At 74.1% G+C, this 19,606-nt stretch carries 18 protein-coding genes; 11 read left to right on the top strand and 7 right to left on the bottom strand.

Annotation, left to right across the window (positions count from 1 at the left end; translation table 11 throughout):
- Positions 1-211: 211 nt before the first annotated feature.
- Together IG05_RS0117995 and IG05_RS0117990 are read left to right on the top strand one after the other, a co-directional pair.
- A complete protein-coding gene (locus tag IG05_RS0117995; RefSeq protein WP_030343754.1) occupies positions 212-1,312 on the top strand; it encodes a hypothetical protein in 1,101 nt (366 codons plus the stop codon).
- Positions 1,313-1,326: 14 nt separating this feature from the next.
- Positions 1,327-2,424 (top strand): phosphotransferase family protein, encoded by a 1,098-nt coding sequence (locus IG05_RS0117990; RefSeq protein ID WP_030343753.1) that lies wholly within the window; start codon positions 1,327-1,329, stop codon positions 2,422-2,424.
- Between the two features lie 5 nt (positions 2,425-2,429).
- On the opposite strand, the gene IG05_RS0117985 is transcribed toward IG05_RS0117990, so the two are convergent.
- The gene (locus IG05_RS0117985) at positions 2,430-2,864 is read right to left on the bottom strand and encodes a hypothetical protein (protein ID WP_030343747.1); all 435 of its coding nucleotides are present in this window, start codon (positions 2,862-2,864) and stop codon (positions 2,430-2,432) included.
- Between the two features lie 235 nt (positions 2,865-3,099).
- Between IG05_RS0117985 and IG05_RS0117980 the strand changes: the two genes are divergently transcribed.
- The 4 genes from IG05_RS0117980 (at position 3,100) to fxsA (ending at position 7,249) form a co-directional block, all read left to right on the top strand.
- A complete protein-coding gene (locus IG05_RS0117980; RefSeq protein ID WP_030343745.1) occupies positions 3,100-3,540 on the top strand; it encodes an Lrp/AsnC family transcriptional regulator in 441 nt (146 codons plus the stop codon).
- Between the two features lie 90 nt (positions 3,541-3,630).
- Entirely contained in the window at positions 3,631-5,238 is a 1,608-nt protein-coding gene (locus IG05_RS0117975) for an amidohydrolase (protein WP_030343741.1), read from the top strand.
- A 535-nt stretch (positions 5,239-5,773) separates the two neighbouring features.
- Entirely contained in the window at positions 5,774-6,568 is a 795-nt protein-coding gene (locus IG05_RS0117970; protein ID WP_030343738.1) for a polyprenol monophosphomannose synthase, read from the top strand.
- Positions 6,569-6,694: 126 nt separating this feature from the next.
- On the top strand, positions 6,695-7,249 hold the full coding sequence (gene fxsA / locus IG05_RS0117965) for an FxsA family membrane protein (RefSeq protein WP_030343735.1): 555 nt from the start codon (positions 6,695-6,697) through the stop codon (positions 7,247-7,249).
- Between the two features lie 105 nt (positions 7,250-7,354).
- On the opposite strand, the gene IG05_RS0117960 is transcribed toward fxsA, so the two are convergent.
- The 4 genes from IG05_RS0117960 to IG05_RS0117945 all read right to left on the bottom strand — a co-directional run bounded on the left by IG05_RS0117960 (position 7,355) and on the right by IG05_RS0117945 (position 10,866).
- Entirely contained in the window at positions 7,355-7,729 is a 375-nt protein-coding gene (locus IG05_RS0117960) for an RNA polymerase-binding protein RbpA (protein ID WP_003977404.1), read from the bottom strand.
- Positions 7,730-8,007: 278 nt separating this feature from the next.
- Positions 8,008-9,351, bottom strand: coding sequence for an MFS transporter (locus IG05_RS0117955; protein ID WP_030343732.1), 1,344 nt, complete (start codon positions 9,349-9,351; stop codon positions 8,008-8,010).
- A 55-nt stretch (positions 9,352-9,406) separates the two neighbouring features.
- Positions 9,407-10,183, bottom strand: a complete 777-nt coding sequence (locus IG05_RS0117950) for a glycerophosphodiester phosphodiesterase (RefSeq protein WP_030343731.1) — start codon at positions 10,181-10,183, stop codon at positions 9,407-9,409.
- Positions 10,180-10,866 (bottom strand): YczE/YyaS/YitT family protein, encoded by a 687-nt coding sequence (locus IG05_RS0117945; protein ID WP_051790038.1) that lies wholly within the window; start codon positions 10,864-10,866, stop codon positions 10,180-10,182. The genes IG05_RS0117950 and IG05_RS0117945 overlap by 4 nt, the downstream gene beginning before the upstream one ends.
- Positions 10,867-10,968: 102 nt before the next feature.
- Here IG05_RS0117945 and IG05_RS0117940 point away from each other — a divergent pair, with 102 nt between their 5' ends.
- A complete protein-coding gene (locus tag IG05_RS0117940) occupies positions 10,969-12,477 on the top strand; it encodes a PLP-dependent aminotransferase family protein (RefSeq protein WP_030343727.1) in 1,509 nt (502 codons plus the stop codon).
- 232 nt (positions 12,478-12,709) lie between these two features.
- Here IG05_RS0117940 and IG05_RS0117935 read toward each other — a convergent pair whose 3' ends face one another.
- Both IG05_RS0117935 and IG05_RS0117930 read right to left on the bottom strand, forming a co-directional pair.
- Positions 12,710-14,314 carry a membrane protein gene (locus IG05_RS0117935; RefSeq protein ID WP_030343726.1) on the bottom strand — a complete coding sequence of 535 codons (1,605 nt, stop codon included), beginning with the start codon at positions 14,312-14,314 and terminating at the stop codon, positions 12,710-12,712.
- Between the two features lie 40 nt (positions 14,315-14,354).
- Positions 14,355-14,549, bottom strand: a complete 195-nt coding sequence (locus IG05_RS0117930) for a hypothetical protein (protein WP_014671463.1) — start codon at positions 14,547-14,549, stop codon at positions 14,355-14,357.
- 283 nt (positions 14,550-14,832) lie between these two features.
- On the opposite strand from IG05_RS0117930, the gene IG05_RS0117925 reads away from it, so the two are divergent.
- From IG05_RS0117925 to IG05_RS0117910, 4 genes are all read left to right on the top strand, one after another.
- Positions 14,833-15,225, top strand: a complete 393-nt coding sequence (locus IG05_RS0117925) for an ankyrin repeat domain-containing protein (RefSeq protein WP_030343723.1) — start codon at positions 14,833-14,835, stop codon at positions 15,223-15,225.
- Between the two features lie 298 nt (positions 15,226-15,523).
- Positions 15,524-16,942, top strand: a complete 1,419-nt coding sequence (locus tag IG05_RS0117920; protein WP_030343721.1) for a hypothetical protein — start codon at positions 15,524-15,526, stop codon at positions 16,940-16,942.
- 291 nt (positions 16,943-17,233) lie between these two features.
- The gene (locus tag IG05_RS0117915) at positions 17,234-18,361 is read left to right on the top strand and encodes a glycosyltransferase family 4 protein (RefSeq protein ID WP_030343720.1); all 1,128 of its coding nucleotides are present in this window, start codon (positions 17,234-17,236) and stop codon (positions 18,359-18,361) included.
- On the top strand, positions 18,358-19,533 hold the full coding sequence (locus tag IG05_RS0117910) for a glycosyltransferase (RefSeq protein ID WP_030343718.1): 1,176 nt from the start codon (positions 18,358-18,360) through the stop codon (positions 19,531-19,533). The genes IG05_RS0117915 and IG05_RS0117910 overlap by 4 nt, the downstream gene beginning before the upstream one ends.
- The last annotated feature ends 73 nt before the right edge of the window (positions 19,534-19,606 follow it).

Genomic DNA, 19,606 nt, shown 5'->3' with positions numbered 1-19,606 from the left:
GGCGGAACCGATCCCGCCGGGAGGGGGACGAACATGCGGCGCTGACGCCCGGCCGTCGTGTACGTGGGGGTCATACCCGGGCAACGCGGCGACGGGCGGGCAGGTCACGCCCGGCGCAATCGAGCGTCAGTTCACGGCCCGCCCGGTTCACCCTCTGGTCTCCCGCAGTCGGCTGACGTACCGTCAGCTGACCATCGCCCAGGGGGTGTCCGTGGCCGACGACCGTCCCGTACCGCTCGACGAGTACCCCGTGCACCAGGTGCCGCTCTCCATGAAGCACGTGGCCACCGGCGACCGGAACGCCTACGACCGCTGCATCTTCCACGTCTTCGACCACACCGGCCGCGCCCTGCTCATCCTGGGCCTCGGCGTCTACCCCAACCTGGGCGTCACCGACGCCTACGCCACTTTGCGCACCGGCGACACGCTGTACGCCGTGCGCGCCTGCGACGCCCTCGGCGAGGACCGGACGCGGCTCGCCGTCGGCCCGCTGCGCATCGAGGTGGTACGGCCGCTCCAGCGTCTCCGCCTGGTCTGCACCGACGACCACCTGGCGTACGACCTCACCTGGACCGCCGCCTTCCCGGCCCTGTGGGAACCGCACCACCTCCAGCGCCGGGGCGACCGGCTCACCCTGGAGGGCCGCCGCTTCGTCCAGGCGGGGCGGGCCGAGGGCGTGATCCGGGCGGCCGGGACGGAGTTCGCGGTCTCGGCGGAGGACTGGACCGGCACCCGGGACCGCAGCTGGGGCGTGCGCCCGCTGCCCGGCGAGGACGGCGGCCGGCTCGCCGCCGACCACCCCACCGAGGGCTTCCACTGGATCTGGTGCCCGGTCCGCTTCGCGGACCGCTTCCTGATGGTCGTCGTCCAGGAGGACGCCGACGGCTACCGCTCCCTGAACGACGCCACCCTGGTCCGGCCCGGCCACCGCGACCGCCAACTCGGCTGGCCGCAGGCCGAGATCGGCTACCGCTCCGGCACCCGGCACCCCGAGCGCGCCGTCGTCCGCCTCGGCGACGCGCGCAAGCCGCAGGACCTGAAGGTGGAGATCCTCGCCTCCTCACCGCTGGCCGTCGGCGCCGGCTACCCGCCGGCCGAGGACTGGCAGCACGGCACCTGGCGGGGCGCCGGCTGGGTGGACCGCCGCACCTACGACATGTCGGCACCGCACCCGCTCGCCGCGTACGGCGTCACCGACCACTCCGCGCGCTTCCGCATGGACGGGCGGACCGGGTACGGCATCTTCGAGCACGGCTCGTTCGGCCGGCACGACCCGAGCGGGTTCACCGACTTCACCTCCACAGCGCCGTAAGGAGGGCTTCGCCCATGGCCACGGCACCTCGTCCCCGCACCACCACCCGGGACCCCGCAGAACTGACCCGGCGCCTCACCGCCTGGCTCGGTACCCGGCTCCCGGGCGCCACGGCCACCGGCGTCTCCGTCCCGGCCTCCAACGGCATGTCCAGCGAGACGTTGCTGTTCGACATCGGCCACCCGCGGCCCCCGGTGCGCTCCTGCGCGCTGCGGATGGCCGCCGACCCGGCGGCGTACACCGTCTTCCCGGAGTACGACATGGCCCGGCAGTACCGCACCCTCAAGCTCGTGGCCGAGCACACGGACGTGCCCGTGCCCCGCGTCCTGTGGCTGGAGGAGGACCCGGCCCCGCTCGGGGCGCCGTTCTTCGTCATGGAACGGGTGACCGGGCGCGTGCCGCCGGACGTCATGCCGTACACCTACGAGGGTAGTTGGCTGCACGCGGCGAGCGACGCCGAACGCGAGCGCCTGGAAGCGGCCACGATCGGGCTGCTGGCCCGGCTGCACGACCAAGCACCCCTGTCCGCGGCCCCGTTCCTCGCCCTGCCCGGGCAGGGGGACGCGCTGCACCGGCACGTGGCGGCCCAACGCGCCTATTACGCCTGGGTGGTCGACGGCCGCGCCCGCTCACCCCTCATCGAGGCCGCGTTCGACCGGCTGGCCGAGCTGTGGCCGGGCGAGCCCGGCGACCCCGTCCTCAGCTGGGGGGACGCCCGCATCGGGAACGTCGTCTACGACGGCTTCGCACCCGTCGCCGTGCTGGACTGGGAGATGGCGGCGCCCGCCCCGCGCGAGGTCGACCTCGGCTGGACGATCTACCTGCACCGGTTCTTCCAGGACCTCGCGACCGGCTCGGGCCGGCCCGGGCTGCCCGGACTGCTGCGCCGCGACCGGGTCGAGGCCCGCTACGCGCGGCTGACCGGGCACACCCCGCGGGACATGGACTTCCATCTCCTGTACGCCGCCCTGCGGCACGCGATCGTCATGCTGCGCATCGCCTACCGCCGGGTGCACTTCGGGGAGGCCGCCGTCCCCGCGGACCCGGACACGCTGATCCTGCACCACGGCAGTCTGCGCGCCATGGTGCAGGGCACGTACGGGAAGCGGTGAGCGGCTCAGGCGGCCTGGCGGCGCATCGCCGGCACGCGCATCGGGCGCGAACCCGGGCCGCCGACGTGCGAGAACGGCTGCGTCCGCCAGTCCAGACCCTGGGGGAGCGTCAGCAGCAGGGCCGTGTCCTGCTCCTGCGGTTCGAAGGACTCGTCCGCGGGGCGGGCGTCGGCCGCCGAACGGCCCGTACCCGCGCACACCGTGAGCCCGAAGGGGTTCCACGGCGAGGCGCACAGCGCGTGCTCCGGCAGGACCTCCTCGTCCGCCAGCAGTGCGATCGGCTGCGCGCAGTCCGGGCAGATCACCCGGTACATCTCGAAGGTGTCGTAGGCGTCCAGTTCCTCGTCGAAGGCGTCGGGTTCGACGCCCTCCGGCTCGGGCTCGGCGACCGGCTGCCGGTGCGTGGACGTGGACCGACCAGGGCGGTGGGTACTCTGCATGGGATTCTCCCCCTAAGGCTGGGCCGTGAAGGCGCTGCGGCCTCGACCACAGCAAGCACTTCCCGTCCGGTCTCGGCGGTAATCACGAGAACATCACGGAGCCTGTTCGAGCTGTGTGGCGTTCGTCACATGCCGCGAGCAGGTGCCCGTGCCGGTGGTTTTTCTGCCGAACAGGGAATGACCTGCGTCTCTCAAGGTATCCGTGGAGATCATGCGCCCTGTAGGTTGTGGCGGCATGGAGGAGCTGGACCGTCAGATCGTGCAGCTGCTCGTCGAGGACGGGCGGATGAGCTACACAGACCTGGGCAAGGCCACGGGCCTGTCCACGTCGGCCGTGCACCAGCGGGTGCGCCGGCTCGAACAGCGTGGCGTCATCCGCGGCTACGCCGCGGTCGTCGACCCCGAGGCCGTCGGGCTGCCGCTGACCGCCTTCATCTCGGTGAAACCGTTCGACCCCAGCGCCCCCGACGACATCGCGGAGCGCCTCGCCGGCGTCCCCGAGATCGAGGCCTGCCACAGCGTGGCCGGTGACGAGAACTACATCCTCAAGGTCCGCGTCTCCACGCCGCACGAACTGGAGGAACTCCTGGCCCGGCTGCGCTCGCTGGCAGGGGTCTCGACGCGCACGACGGTGGTCCTCTCGACCCCGTACGAGGCCCGGCCGCCGAAGATCTGACAGCCGCCGGACGCCCGCCGCCCGCCACAGGGGCTCATCCGAGGCGCCCCAGGTGCACCTCCCGCCCGGCGCCGGGAGAAACTGTCGGCCATGAGCAACAGCAGCACCGAGCCCCCCAAGACCGTCCTGCTCCGCCGCGGCGAGGTGCACAGCCCCGCGGACCCCTTCGCCACCGCGATGGTCGTGGAGCGCGGCCAGGTCGCCTGGGTCGGCTCCGAGGGTGCCGCCGACGCCTTCGCCGACGGCGTGGACGAGGTGGTCGACCTCGACGGCGCCCTGGTCACCCCGGCCTTCACCGACGCCCATGTGCACACCACCGCCACCGGCCTCGCCCTGACCGGCCTCGACCTGTCCGGCACCCCCTCCCTGGAGGCGGCCCTCGTCCGCATCCGCGAGTTCGCCGCCGCCCGCCCCGACGACCGGGTGCTGCTGGGCCACGGCTGGGACGCCGCCCGCTGGCCCGGCGGCCGGCCCCCCACCCGCGCGGAACTGGACGCGGCCACCGGCGGACGGCCCCTGTACCTGAGCCGCATCGACGTGCACTCCGCGGTCGTCACCACCGCCCTGCTCGACCTCGTGGCCGCCGACGTCCCGCGCGCGGACGCCCCGCTCACCGGGGACGCCCACCACGCCGTCCGCGAGGCCGCCTTCGCCGCCGTCACGCCCGCCCAGCGCGCCGAGGCCCAGCGCACCGCCCTGGCGCACGCCGCCTCCCTCGGTATCGGCACCCTGCACGAGTGCGGCGGCCCGCAGATCTCCTCCGAGGACGACTTCACCGGCCTGCTGCGGCTCGCCGCCGGGCTGCCGGGCCCCCGCGTGGTCGGCTACTGGGCGGAGGCGGACACCGCGAAGGCCCGCGACCTCGGCGCGGCCGGCGCCGCGGGCGACCTCTTCGCCGACGGCGCCCTCGGTTCGCACACCGCCTGCCTGCACGAGCCGTACGCCGACGCCGGCCACACCGGCACCGCCTACCTGGACGCCGACGCCGTCGCCGCCCACGTCGCGGCCTGCACCGAGGCGGGCCTGCAGGCCGGCTTCCACGCCATCGGGGACGCCGCCGTGACCGCGGTGGTCGAGGGCGTCCGCGCCGCCGCCGACAAGCTCGGCCTCGCCCGCGTCCGCGCCGCCCGGCACCGCGTCGAGCACGCCGAGATGCTCACCCCCGAGACCGTCGCCGGCTTCGCCGAGCTGGGTCTGATCGCCTCCGTCCAGCCCGCCTTCGACGCGCTGTGGGGCGGCGAGGACGGCATGTACGCCCGGCGGCTGGGCGTGGCGCGGGCCCGCACCCTCAACCCGTTCGCCGCGCTGCTGCGCGCCGGGGTGCCGCTCGCGTTCGGCTCCGACAGCCCGGTCACCCCGCTCGACCCGTGGGGCACGGTCCGCGCCGCCGCCTTCCACCGCACGCCCGAGCACCGGATCTCCGTCCGCGCCGCTTTCACCGCGCACACGCGCGGCGGCTGGCGCGCCGTCGGGCGCGACGACGCGGGCGTCCTGGTCCCGGGCGCGCCCGCCGACTATGCCGTCTGGCGCACCGACGAGCTGGTCGTCCAGGCCCCCGACGACCGGGTCGCCCGCTGGTCCACCGACCCGCGCTCCGGCACCCCCGGCCTGCCCGATCTCACCCCCGGCCGCGACCTGCCGGTCTGCCTGCGCACGGTGGTGGGCGGGCGGACGGTGTTCGTACGGCCGGGCGAGTGATCTCCCGGGGTGGCGCGGCGGCCGGTGGCCGCCGCGGCCCCGCCGCCCGACCTGCGCATCCTCCCCACCGGCCGCGACGAGGAGACTGTCTTCCCAGCTCAGGCGACTGTTGACAGTCGGCGGCCAGGGGCCGGTAGGTTCGTCCGAGTCCACCACCGGACGCCCGATCGGGGGACGTTCAGCCGACTCGCCGCAGCGCCGCTGGGTCAGGGACGGTGTGCCGCACCGGGGCACCGTCGCTGGGAGCCAGGCTCAGCGCCCGCGCCGACGAGGGAACGTTCAAGCTGGTCGGCCAGGTGTGACCCGGGTGGGGCCCGGGCGTTCAGTAGACAACGGCTTTCGGTCGATCCGCAGCCAGCGGGTCCCAGGTCGGCCCGAAGGGCGCCGGGCCCCCATCCGCCGAGACAGGGCGGCCGAAAAAGATCAGTCTTACCCCGTTCTTGTGGAATCGACACCACGACAGGCACGCGTCGGCACGTCTTCGCAGGCCCTGCCCACTATGGTGGACCTCTGCGTACAACATGAAGGGGCAGCAGTGAACGACGGCGACGGGACCCTCGCGGCCAAGGCCCAGGGGAGGCAGTTCGGCCCGCTCGGCACGGCCTTGGTGATCATTCCGACCTACAACGAGGCGGAGAACATCAAGTCCATCGTCGGCCGGGTGCGCAAGGCCGTCCCCGAGGCGCACGTACTGATCGCGGACGACAACAGTCCCGACGGCACCGGCAAGCTCGCCGACGAGCTCGCTGCCGACGACGACCACGTCCACGTCCTGCACCGCAAGGGCAAGGAGGGCCTCGGCGCCGCCTACCTCGCGGGCTTCCGCTGGGGCCTGGAGCGGGACTACGGCGTGCTGATCGAGATGGACGCCGACGGCTCCCACCAGCCCGAGGAACTGCCCCGGCTGCTGACCGCCCTCAAGGGCGCCGACCTGGTCCTCGGCTCCCGCTGGGTGCCGGGCGGCCGGGTGGTGAACTGGCCCAAGTCCCGGGAGTTCCTCTCGCGGGGCGGCTCCACCTACTCGCGGCTCATGCTCGACGTGCCGATCCGGGACGTCACCGGCGGCTTCCGGGCCTTCCGCCGCGCGACCCTGGAGGGCCTCGGCCTCGGCGAGGTCGCCTCGCAGGGCTACTGCTTCCAGGTCGACCTGGCCCGCCGCGCCGTGAAGGCCGGCTACCACGTCGTCGAGGTCCCCATCACCTTCGTCGAGCGCGCGCTGGGCGACTCCAAGATGAGCCGGGACATCGTGGTCGAGGCGCTGTGGCGGGTCACCGCCTGGGGCGTCGGCGACCGCCTGGGCAAGCTCACCGGCAAGGACAAGCAGGCGTAGGGCCTGTCGTTCGGGTCATGCCGGGCTCGCGGGCCCTGATCCGGGCGAAAGGCCCGGCACACCGGTTTCCGGTCCCGCGATCACTCCCTTATCCGGTGCTGAGCCGCGCCCAGGCACACTGGGAGCATGACGACTGGCACTCCGACCTCCCCGTACACCCGCCGCCGGCCCTCCCGGCTGCGCAGGTATCTGCCGCTGGGTCTCGCCGCGTGGCTGGTGCTGGAGATCTGGCTGCTGACCCTGGTCGCCGGCGCGGCCGGCGGGCTCACCGTGTTCCTGCTGCTCGTCGCGGGATCCGTGGCCGGCTCCGTGGTCATCAAGCGGGCGGGCCGCCGCGCCTTCCGGAACCTGAACGAGGCCCTGCGCGAGGGCGGCTCCCCGGCGCGCGGCGGCGGCAACGGCCTGATGATGCTCGGCGGCCTGCTGCTGATCATCCCCGGCCTGCTCTCGGACGCGGCCGGACTGCTCCTGCTGCTCCCGCCGGTCCAGAAGGCGGTGAGCCGCCTGGCGGAGAACGCCCTGGAGCGGGGACTGCGCAAGGCCGCCCCGGGCACCCTGGGCGACGCCTTCCAGCAGGTCCGCATGCACCGGCCCGACGGCAGGGTGGTCCAGGGCGAGGTCATCACGACCGACGACCCGTCCCACGCCCCGCAGGAGCCCCGCCCGCCGCTGACGCGCTGAGCGCCCGCACCCGCACAACGGCCGCGGGCGCCGTACGTGGAATCACGTACGGCGCCCGCGGTCGGTTGCGTTGCGCTGTTCGAAGCAGCCGAGTCCCGGCGGGGACTAGGCGCTCTTGCGGCTGTCCCGGGGGTGAACCGCGATGTTCATCGCCCCCGAACGCAGAACCGCCAGGCGCTCCTCAAGGACCTCTTCGAGCTCCTCACGGGTGCGCCGCTCCATCAGCATGTCCCAATGGGTACGCGCGGGCTTGGCCTTCTTCTCCTCAGGGCCGTCGCCGTCGACCAGGAGTGCCTGGGCTCCGCAGACCTTGCACTCCCACTCCGGCGGGATCTCCGCCTCGACCGAGAAGGGCATCTCGAAACGATGCCCCTTCTCGCATGCGTACTCCACGGCCTGGCGCGGGGCCAGGTCGATACCGCGGTCCGTCTCGTAGCTGGTCACCACGAGGCGCGTACCGCGAAGAGCTCGCTCACTCATGAATCGTGCCTCCCGGGCTTGTCGCCCACAGGACAGGTGTCGCTGTCGTCGTCATCCGGTCAACGTCCGGTCGGCGGTAAAGATTCCCGTTCCGGGTCCCGTTCCGGGTCATGCGTCGCCGTCGTAGCCGCCCCTTGTTCTACCCACAGGCGCCCGGTTTGTCACATCTGCTAGCAGATGTCACCCAGCGTTTCGGCATCTTTGACGCGCAGTAACGGTACGCCTGGCAGGCCAAACGCGTACACTACCGCCCTTTCACGCCGAGTGCTAAATCGGCGCTAGATCTTCTCCGGAACCGGGTTGCCCGCCTCGCGGATCGCCCGGCGCACCGGTACCCGCGCGAGCAGGACGAAACCCACCACGAAGAAGGCCACCAGCGAGAAGATCGCCGACCGGTAGCTTCCGGTCAGCTGGTAGGTCATGCCGAACAGCAGCGGGCCGAGCCAGCTCATCCCGCGGTCGCTCATCTCGTACGCGGAGAAGTACTCGGCCTCCTTGCCCGGCGGCACCAGATGGGAGAACAGCGACCGGGACAGCGCCTGGCTGCCGCCGAGGACCAGGCCGATCCCGGCGGCCAGCACGAAGAACCACACCGGTGCCCGCGCGGGCAGGAACCAGCCCGCCGCGAGGGTGAGCGTCCACGCCACCAGCGAGCCGAGGATCGTGCGCTGCGCGCCGTACGTCCGGGCCAGCCGGCCCATCGCCAGCGCGCCCGCCACGGCCAGCACCTGCACCAGCAGCACGGCCACGATGAGCGTCGACTGGCCGAGCCCCAGCTCCTCCGAGCCGTACACCGAAGCCTGGGTGATCACCGTCTGGATGCCGTCGTTGTAGACGAGGTACGCCAGCAGGAACGCCAGGGTCAGCGGATGCCGGCGCATGTCCCGGACCGTCGCCGCGAGCTGCCGCGGCCCCGGTGCCGTGGCGTTCGCCACGCGCGCGTGCCGGTCGCGCAGCCTGCGCAGTGGCACGAGCGTGAACGCCCCCCACCAGAGCCCGGCCGAGGCCAGGCAGACGCGGACCGCGGCCGTCTCGGACAGGCCGAAGGAGCCGTGCGCCGAGTAGAGCACCAGGTTCCCGACGAGGACCAGGGAGCCCGCCGCGTAGCCGAAGGCCCAGCCCCGGGAGGAGACCGCGTCCCGCTGGTCCGGCGGCGCGATCTGCGGCAGGTAGGAGTTGTAGAGCATCATCCCGACGGACTGGGCCGCGTTGGCCACGATCAGCAGCACCCCGCCGAGCAGGTACCGGTCGCCGTCCAGGAGGAACATCCCGGTGGTGGCCGCCGCGCCGGTGTAGGCCGCCGCCGCGAGCAGCGGCTTCTTGCGGCCCGTGCGGTCGGCGGCGCTGCCCACCAGCGGCATCAGGACCACCGCCACGATCACCGACAGGGAGACCGAGTAGGCGAAGAAGGAGCCCGCGCGGACCGGCAGGCCCAGCGGGTGCACATAGCCGTCGCCGTCCGCGGCCCGCTCGGCGACCGAGGTGAGGTAGGGGCCCAGGAACACCGTCAGGACGCTCGTCGAATAGACCGAGCACGCCCAGTCGTAGACGTACCAGCCGCGCTGCTCGCGCTGGAGGCCGGCGGTCTCGTCCTCCGCCGTCCGCACGGTGTCGGTGCTCACCCGTGCCCTCGCTTCCCCGTGCTCCTGCGAAGGCTCGGGCCGGTGCGGCGGGCGGTCAGGCCCAGACGCCGCGGTCCTCCATGACCTTGCGCAACATGTCGATGTGGTCGGTCATGATGCCATCGACACCCAGGTCCAGGAGCCGGTGCATCCGCTCCGGCCGGTTGACGGTCCACACGTGCACCTGCAGCCCGCGCGCGTGGGCGGCGCGGACGAAGCGGTGGTCGACCACGGGAACGCCCGACTGGGCCTCCGGCACCTGCGCGGCCACGGCCGACCGGCGCACCGCGGCCGGCAGCCCCCAGGAGCGCAGCCGCAGGCTCAGCACCCCGCGGGTGCCGAACGAGGTGGCCAGCCGGGGCCCGGCCAGCCGCTGGGCACGCAGCACGCGCGCCTCGGAGAAGGAACCCGCGCAGACCCGGTCCCAGGCGTTCGTGCGCTCGATCAGCTCCAGCAGGGGCCGCAGCGCGGGCTCCGCCTTGATGTCGACGTTCCAGCGCACCTCGGGGAAGGTCTCCAGCAGCTCCTCGAAGAGCGGCACCGGTTCACGGCCGCCCACGCGCGCGTGCCGTATCTCCGCCCAGGGCAGGTCGGCGATCCGGCCCGCGCCGTCGGTGACCCGGTCCAGTTTCGTGTCGTGGAAGGCGACCAGCCGGCCGTCCGCCGTGGCGTGGACATCGGTCTCGATGTACCGGTAGCCCAGCTCCACCGCGCGCCGGAACTGCGCCACGGTGTTCTCCAGGCCGTCGGCCGCCCCGCCCCGGTGGGCGAACGGGATCGGCCCCGGGTGGTCCAGGTACGGGTGGCGCAGAGGCGGCGTCGCGAGGGTCACGGACGCAGTATCGCGCGCCCGGGTGTCGTGCCGGCAACGACCGTGCTGCCCGACGGTGCCGACGGGAGGGCGAACACCCGCAGGAACGCCTGCGCCAGCGGGCCGATGGACACGGCGTACAGCACGGTGCCCACCCCGATGGTGCCGCCCAGCAGGAACCCGGTGACCACCACCGCCACCTCGACGGCCGTGCGCATCAGCCGGATCGACCGGCCGGTGCGCCGGTGCAGGCCCGTCATCAGCCCGTCGCGCGGCCCCGGCCCGAAGCGCGCCGCGATGTACAGGCCGGTCGCCGCGCCGTTCAGCACGATGCCCGCGAGGAGCAGCGGGACGCGCACGGCGAGGGAACGGGCGTCCGGGAGCAGGGCGAGCGTGCCGTCCATCGCCAGACCGACCACGAAGACGTTGGACACCGTGCCGAGCCCGGGCCGCTGGCGCAGCGGGATCCACAGGAGCAGCACGGCCGCGCCCACGATGATCGAAACCACCCCGATGCTCAGGCCGGTCAGCTCCGCGAGCCCCTGGTGCAGCACGTTCCACGGCTCCAGGCCCAGCCCCGCCGCGACCAGCAGCGCGGAACTCGCGCCGTAGAGCGCGAGCCCGCAGTACAGCTGGACCAGCCGGAGGCCGAGGTGGCGGCCGCGTGCGGCCGGGCCTGGTGTGGTGGTGCCGGCAGTGGACACGGGAGTACCCCCTGGGTGGTGAATGTGGCCTGACGCATGACACTCTGTGGCTTGGGATGGATCGCCATCCATGGCCAATCCGGGGAAGGTGGACTGATCTTCATGGCGCAGTGGACCTCGGCGGTGGGGGCCGCGCAGCTCGCCCGGCTCCTCAACTCTCAGCAGGACCGCCCGGCCGGCCCCGGCACCCGCCGCCCGCCCGCCTACCGCGCCCTCGCCGACGGCATCCGGCTGCTCGTGCTGGAGGGCCGCGTACCGGTGGCCGCGCGGCTGCCCGCGGAACGCGAACTGGCCATGGCCCTCTCCGTCAGCCGCACCACCGTCGCCGCCGCCTACGAGGCGCTGCGCGGCGAGGGCTTCCTGGAGTCCCGGCGCGGAGCGGGCAGCTGGACCGCGGTACCGGCCGGCAACCCGATCCCGGCCCGCGGCCTCGAACCCCTGCCTCCCGAGTCCCTCGGCTCCGTCATCGACCTGGGCTGCGCCTCGCTCCCGGCGCCCGAGCCCTGGCTCACCCGGGCCGTGCGCGGCGCCCTGGAGGAGCTGCCGCCGTACGCCCACACCCACGGCGACTACCCGGCCGGGCTGCCCGCCCTGCGCTCGATGATCGCCGAGCGCTACACCGCGCGCGGGATCCCCACCATGCCGGAGCAGATCATGGTGACGACCGGGGCGATGGGCGCCATCGACGCGATCTGCCATCTCTTCGCCGGCCGCGGCGAGCGGATCGCCGTGGAGTCGCCGTCCTACGCCAACATCCTCCAGCTGATGCGCGAGACGGGCGCCCGGCTGGTCCCCGTCGCCATGGCCGAGGGCCTGTCCGGCTGGGACATGGACCGCTGGCGGCAGGTCCTGCGCGAGGCCGCGCCGCGGATCGCCTATGTGGTCGCCGACTTCCACAACCCCACCGGGGCGCTCGCCGACGAGGACCAGCGGCGCCGGCTGGTGGACGCGGCCCGCTCGGCCGGCACGGTGCTCGTGGCCGACGAGACGATGTCCGAGCTGTGGCTCGACGAGGAGTTCCGGGACGGCGGCATGCCCCGGCCGGTGTGCGGGTTCGATCCGGCCGGCTCCACGGTGATCACGGTCGGCTCGGCCAGCAAGGCGTTCTGGGCGGGGATGCGCATCGGCTGGGTGCGGGCGGCGCCGGACGTCATCCGCAGCCTGGTCGCCGCGCGGGCGTACGCCGACCTGGGCACGCCGGTGCTGGAGCAGCTGGCCGTGAACTGGCTGTTCAGCACCGGTGGCTGGGCGCAGGCGGTCGAGCTGCGCCGGGTCCAGGCCAGGGAGAACCGGGACGCCCTGGTGGCGGCGGTGCGCCGGGAACTGCCCGACTGGGAGTTCGAGGTTCCGCGCGGCGGGCTGACCCTCTGGGTCCGCGCCGGCGGCCTCTCCGGCTCCCGTCTCGCGGAGGCCGGCGAGCGGACCGGCGTCCGGGTGCCGTCCGGGCCCCGCTTCGGCGTCGACGGCGCCTTCGAGGGGTACGTACGGCTCCCGTTCACCGTCGGGGGAGCGGTCGCGGACGAGGCGGCGGCCCGGCTCGCCGCCGCGGCCCGGCTGGTGGAATCCGGAGCGTCGGGCAGCACGGAGGCCCCGCGCACGTTCGTGGCCTAGGCCGGATCCTGGCTGGGTGTGCAGCGCGGGGCGGCTGTGTCAGCTCTCGGCAGCCACGGTCACCGTGTGTGCGTCGGGCAGCACGAGGCTTCGCGCACGGTGGTGGCTTGGGCCGGGTTCCCGTGCGGCTGCGGGCAGTCGTGCCGCTGGGGCGGCGCGGGCTGGGTGCGCAGCCGGCACCGCTGCGGCGTGCCGGCGGGTGTCTCACTGGGCTGCGGCGCGGGGCGGCCGGTCAGCTCTCGGCCGCCACGGCCTCCGCGGCCACCGTGTGTGCGTCGGGCTTCGTGAGGTCCGGCGGCTCCGCCTCCACGGCGGTGCCCCGGGGCGGCAGCAGGTCCAGCACCGCCTGCCGGTCGGCGTCGCTCGTGGCGTCGTCGTACGGGTCGGGCGTACGCGGCACCTGGAGCCGGTGCACCGGACCGGCCCCCAGCCGGGCGTACCCCCGCCCGGGCGGCACCTGCGCCATCGGCGTGGTGTGCGGCGGCACCCCGAGCACCGCCTCCACCTGCTCCGGCGCGGCCGGCCCGAGCACGACACGCGCGCGCGTGTGCTGCCGTACCGCGTCCGTCAGCGCCTCCGCGCTGTCGAACTGCTCAGCCACCACCACGGTCACGTTCGCCGCGCGCCCGTGCCGCAGGGGCACGGAGAGCAGCGCCTGTGGGTCCTTGCGGCCGTCCGCCGCGGCGAGGTGCGCGAAGACGCTCGGCCGGTCCAGCACGATCCACAGCGGGCGCCGGGTGTCCGCGGGCGGCGGGTCGCCCGCCTGCCGCGCCAGGTTGATCGCGATGAGCCGCCGCTCGGTCTCCTGCGCGGCCCACTCCAGGCTGGCCAGTGCCCCGGGCAGTGCGCACTCCACGGCCAGCACCCCGGCCCGCCCGGTCAGGCAGGCGTACTCGCCGGTGCCGCCGCCGTCGACGATCAGCACGTCGCCGTACTGGAGGGTCTGCAGGACGACGGACCGCAGCAGGGTGGACGTACCGCTGCCGGGGTGGCCGAGGGCCAGCAGGTGCGGCTCGGTGGAGCGGATGCCGGTGCGCCAGACGACCGGCGGGATGTCGATCTTCTCTTCGCCGTAGGAGAGGGGGAGTGTGCGCGGGACTTCGCTGGGGTCGGTGAAGCCGAGCACGGTCTCGCCCGGCGCGGTGACGAACCGCTGGGCGGGGACGTCGGCGGGCAGCGGGGCGAGGGCGGTGACGGTGAGCTGGTTGCCCGCCTCGTCCCACCCGAAGTGGTACTCGCGGCTGCGCCCGGCCTTCGCGGTTAGCAGCTGCTCGATCCGCGCGCGGGCCTCGGCCTCCCCGTCCGGGAAGTAGGCGGGGTAGCGGATCACGAGGTGGGCGACGCGCCCGGCGTCGTCGAACTCGTGCAGGGCGAAGGCCTTCTCCCACTCGCCGCCGTGCGCGTACAGCGGCGCCGGGTCGTCCGCCCCGGAGAAGTAGGGCACCAGGGCCTCGTACAGCGACTGGAGACGCTGGGCCTGCGACTCGTCGGGCCCTTCGGGCGCCGGTGGCGTGCGGTCCCGGCCGTGCCAGGCCGCTGCCGCCATCACGGCGATGACGGCGAGCAGCGGACCGTACGGCATCAGCGCGACGAGCATGACCAGGGACGCCACGAAGAACAGCAGTGGCCCGCGCTTGTCCTTGGGCGTGTCCGTCCACCTGCGCCCGCCGGCCGAGGCCAGCAGGCGCAGTCCGCGCGTGACGGTGATCAGCGGGTGGAGGATGTCGGTGGCGCTGTCGGCCGCCGTCCGGGCCAGCTCCCTGCTCCGGGCGATCTGCGTCCGGGCGATCTGGGCGCTGTCCTTGCTCAGGATGCGGGGGAGGGGGCGCCGGGCCACTGCTGACTCCTGTGGGTGCGTACGGGCGGGACGGGCAGGGTCAGAACTTGATGCCGCCCAGGAGGCTGGCCAGGCTCTCTCCTCCGGCTTTGATGCTCGGGGCGATGCCCGTGGTCGACAGGTAGAAGCCGAACAGGGCCGACACCGTGGCGTGCGAGCCCTTCAGGCCGTCCTTGCGGAAGAACAGGAAAACGACGACGCCGAGCAGCAGCACGCCTGAGAGCGAGAGGATCATTTGGGGCCTCCTGGTGTCGAAGGTGGGGGACAGTCACCATGAGTTCTTCCAGGATCACAGGATGTATCCATACGATTAAAGGTGCAACTGGATGAAAATCGGTTGATTTACCCCACTCGGAGGAGCCTGTCGGCGCCCGGTTGCCCAGGTGGATCGCCCGGGACGGCTGCTGCTGCTGATCTTTACCTCGGGCACATCGGGTCATGTGCCGCGCGAGCCAGTACGCTGGCGATTCACTCGTACGAAGCAGTCCCCGCATCAGCAAGGAGAGGTGGTCCGGCCGATGAGCGAAGCCCCCGACCCCGAGGTCGTGGAGCTGGCGACCAAGATCTTCGATCTGGCCCGGCAGGGGCAGACCGAGGCGCTCGTGGCGTACGTCGACGCGGGTGTTCCGGCCAACCTCACCAACGACCGCGGCGACTCCCTCGTGATGCTCGCCGCCTACCACGGCCACGCCGACGCGGTGCGCGCGCTGCTCGCCCGCGGCGCGGCGGCGGACCAGATCAACGACCGGGGCCAGACCCCGCTCGCCGGTGCCGTCTTCAAGGGGGAGACGGACGTGATCAAAGCCCTCCTGGAGGGCGGAGCCGACCCTTCCGCAGGCACGCCGTCGGCCGTCGACACGGCCCGGATGTTCGCCAGGACGGAGCTGCTGGAACTGTTCGGCGTCCACTGACGTCGACGCACTGACCAGGTACGACACGGAAAACGGGGGAGGCGGTACAGGGCCGCCGGAAATACGGTCGCGGCAGCACACACCGCGGGTCATCATGACGTCGTGATTCACGGACGCGATGGCTGGGCAGGTGTTGCCGCACCGCGCGGGCCGTGATGCGGTCCGCATGGGCCACCGACGAGAGGCAGAGAGATGGTCTACAGCAAGCAAGAGACGGCGGGCGCTCCGACGTTGTGTCACGTGGCCAGGTAATGCGTGTTCCCCGGTTGCGTCGACGCTTGATGTGAGGCTGTTTCCCATGTTCGATCCGGTCATAGCGCCCAGCGGTACGCTGCTCGGGCTGCTCCAGCGCGGCCGTGGCGACGGCACGCTGCACGCGCTCACGGCCCCGCGCCCCGAAGCGCTCGCGGCCCTGAACCACTGTGTCCTGCGCGACCCCCGCCACGACTGGCAGCTGGAGAACCGCTCCCTGTACTACGCCCGGCTCTTCCTCGACCTGAACGGCGAGCTGGACGCCGTGGAGACACACCTCTTCGAGGCCGAGGACGTGCTCGACACCGACGAGTCCCGCACCGGCCTGGCCCTGGCCGTCCTCGGCCACCTCGCCTCCTACGGCCGGCGGGACGCCCTGGAACTGCTGCGCAGGTACGCCGCACACGGCTCCAACTGGGCCTGGGCCCTGGACGAGCTGGCCCTCCGGGACGACGACGCGGGCCTGCGCGCCCTCGCCGCCCCCGTCCTGGCCCGCTTCGGCACCGATGCCGAGGGCGAGGCCGAGCTGGCCGCCGCCGTACGCGACGCCTTCGAGCCGCGGCCCTGGCGGCTGTGGGCCGAGGATCCGCGCGCATCGATCGCCACGCGCGTGCGTTCCGCCCACGAGGCCGGCTGCTTCGACCGCTGGCAGCGGCAGATGCGCCCCACCGGGCCCCGCCCGGGGTGGAGCGTGCGCGCCGTCTTCGAGTGGGCCCAGCAGGGCATGGACCGCGGCGCCGCCCTCCATGTGCCCGCCGCCCGCTGCCTGGTCGCCGTGGCCGGCCCCGAGGACCGGCCCGAGATCGTCCAGGCCGCCCGGACCGGCACCGACGGAGCGCGCTGCACGGCACTGCGCTACCTCGCCGACGGCAACGACCGGGACGCGCTCGATCTGATCGAGGGCGCGGTCACCGACGGGACGGCGCTCGTCGTGGAGGCCGCCGTCGACGCCTTCGAACGGATGCGCAGCGTCGCCGCCGTCGACCGCGCGCGCCGCTGGGCCCAGCGCCCCGACGCGCTCGGCGCCGCCGCCGGCCGCATGCTCGCCGCCCGCGGCGGCACCCGGGACCGCGACCTCGTCCTCGGCGCCCTCCGCGAGGCCGTGCGCGGCGAGGGACCGGACACGCCCGCCCTGGGGACCCTCGTCGACGGCGCCGGACGCCTCGGCATCGCCTGCGCGGCCCCCGTCCTGCGCCACGTGTACCGCGAGACCGCCTCCTCGCACCTGCGCGGCCGCGCCGCCCGTGCGCTGGCCGCCACCGACCCCTCCTTCGCCACCGGTTTCGCCGTCGAATGCCTGTGGGACTGCGAGGAGACCACCCGCGAACTCGCCGCCCGGCACGCCGAGACCGGCGACACCCGGGTCGTGGAGCGCCTGCGCCGCCTGGCCGCCGATCCGGCCGAGGAGGCCGAGGTGCAGACCGCGGTGCGCAGCCGCTTCGGCCCGGACGCGACCCTCGGCTGAGCCCCGTCGGCCCACCCCACCGGGGCCTGTTCACCCGGCGGACGAGCGCCCGCCGGGTGAACACCGGATGACCCGCGGGCCAGGCGGCCGTGACGGCCGCCTGACCCGCTCGGGTGCGCCTGCCAAGGCGCACTCGGGTACGCCCCGAGGCTCACGCGGATGCACGCCCAAGGCCACGCGGATGCACCGCCCAATGCTCGTTCGGGTGCACCGCCCAACGCTCATGGGACGTTCCCCGCGCCGAAAGATCGAAGTTGACGCGGCCACGTCCAGCGGGGCGACAACACCCGTATGCGTGTCGTCATCGTGACCGAATCCTTTCCCCCCGATGTGAACGGCGTGGCCCACAGCGCGTTCCAGACCGCCCGGCACCTCGTGGATCGCGGTCACCGCCCGCTCGTCGTCGCCCCTGCCCCCGCCCCCGGCAGCGACCCGGACCGGGACGCCCCGTGCCCGGTCGTCCGGGTCCCCTCCCTGCCGCTCCCCGGCTACCCCGAGGTCCGCGTCGCCCTGCCCAGCCGGCGTCCTGCCGCCGCCCTGGCCGCCCACCGCCCCGACGTGGTCCACCTGGCCGGCCCGTTCATCCTCGGCGTCCGCGGCATGGCCGCCGCCGTCCGGCTCGGTGTCCCCGCCGTCGCCGTCTACCAGACCGACCTCGCCGGGTACGCCCGTACCTACCTGGGTGCCGGAGAGACCGCCGCCTGGCGGCGGATCCGTTCCGTGCACGCCGCCGCCGACCGCACCCTGGCCCCGTCCAGCGCCGCACAGGCCGCCCTGGAGGAGCACGGCGTACCGCGGGTGCGGCTGTGGCCGCGCGGCGTGGACACCATACGTTTTCGGCCACAGCACCGTGACGAGGCGCTGCGCCGCGCCCTCGCCCCGAACGGCGAACCGATCGTCGGTTACGTCGGCCGGCTCGCCCCCGAGAAGCACGTCGAACTCCTCTCCGGCGTCTGCGGGCACACCGGCGTGCGGGTCGTGGTCGTCGGTGACGGGCCCAGCCGGGAACACCTGACCGAGGCCCTGCCCGGCGCCGTCTTCCTGGGCCGCCGCACCGGCGACGACCTGGCCCGGATCTTCGCCTCCCTGGACGTGTTCGTGCACACCGGCCCCTTCGAGACGTTCTGCCAGACCGTCCAGGAGGCCATGGCCAGCGGTGTCCCGGTCGTCGCGCCCGCCGCCGGCGGCCCGCTCGACCTGGTCGACCACGGCCGTACCGGCCTGCTGGTCCCGCCGCGCGACGCCGGCGCCGTACAGGAGGCCGTGCGTGCCTTGGCCGCGGAGCCCGCGCGGCGGGCCGCGTACGGCGCCGCCGCCCGCGCGACCGTCGAGGGCCGCACCTGGGCCGCCGTCGGCGACCAGCTGCTCGCCCACTACGACGCCGTCCTCGCGGCCCGGAGAACGGCGGTGGCGGCATGACCGGTCAGCCCCTGCGCATCGTCCGCCTCGCCAACTTCGTCACCCCCGCCTCCGGCGGCCTGCGCACCGCCCTGCGGGAACTCGGCAGGGGTTTCCGGGCCGCGGGCCACGAGCCGGTCCTGATCGTGCCGGGCGAACGGCACACCGACCGAGACACCGAACAGGGCCGGGTCGTCACCCTGCCCGGCCCGCTGCTGCCCGGCACCGGCGGCTACCGCGTCCTCACCGACCGGCGGCGGGTGGCCGCCCTCCTGGCGGAGCTGGCCCCGGACCGCCTGGAGGTCTCCGACCGCACCACCTTGCGCTGGACCGGCCGCTGGGCCCGTCGCGCGCGCGTGCCGGCGGTGATGGTCTCCCACGAGACCGCCGACGGCGTGCTGCGCACCTGGGGCCTGCCCGAGCACCTCGCCCGGCGCGCCGCCGACTCCCTCAACACCCGGACCGCGCATGCCTACGCGCGCGTGGTGTGCACCACCGCATTCGCCGAGCGCGAGTTCGTGCGCATCGGCGCGCGCAACGTCGTACGCGCCCCGCTGGGCGTCGACCTGATGGAGCGACACCCCGCGCTGCGCGACCCCGGGCTGCGTGCCCACTACGCGCGCGGGGACGAGGTGCTGCTCGTGATGGCCTCCCGGCTGTCCGTGGAGAAACGTCCCGGCGCGGCCCTGGACACCCTGGAGGCGCTGCTGCGGCGCGGGCGGCGGGCGGCTCTCGTGGTCGCCGGGGACGGGCCGCTGCGGGCCCGGCTGGAGCAGCGCGCGCGGGACCGTGGACTGCCGGTGAGCTTCCTCGGGCACGTCCGCGACCGGGCCGCCCTCGGCGCGCTCCAGGCCTGCGCCGACGTGTGCCTCGCGCCCGGGCCCGCGGAGACCTTCGGCCTCGCCGCGCTGGAGGCCATGGCGTGCGGCACCCCGGTGGTGGCGAGCGCGGCGTCGGCGCTGCCGGAGATCATCGGGTCCGCCGGGGCCACCGCCGCCGGCGGGGCGGAGACCTTCGCGGACGCCGTGGAACTGCTCCTGGAGCGCGGCGAGCGCGAGCGGCGCGACGCGGCACGCGCGCGTGCGGAGTGCTTCGGCTGGGGAGCGGCCGTGGAGGCATTCCTGGCGGCCCACGACGCCGAGGTCCTTGGTCGCCCCGGCCCCCGGCCCGCCGTGCCGCAGGGCGTGGCATGACGGCCGCCGCACGGCAGTGCAGCGGCCCCGACCGGCGGCTGCACGGCGGCCAGGCCGAAGGCGCCGTACCCGG

The sequence above is a fragment of the Streptomyces sp. NRRL S-1022 genome, from assembly GCF_000720135.1.
Classification (GTDB): Bacteria; Actinomycetota; Actinomycetes; order Streptomycetales; family Streptomycetaceae; genus Streptomyces.
Note: the sequence above shows the minus strand (reverse complement) of the source record. Positions and strands in the feature narration are given on the sequence as shown.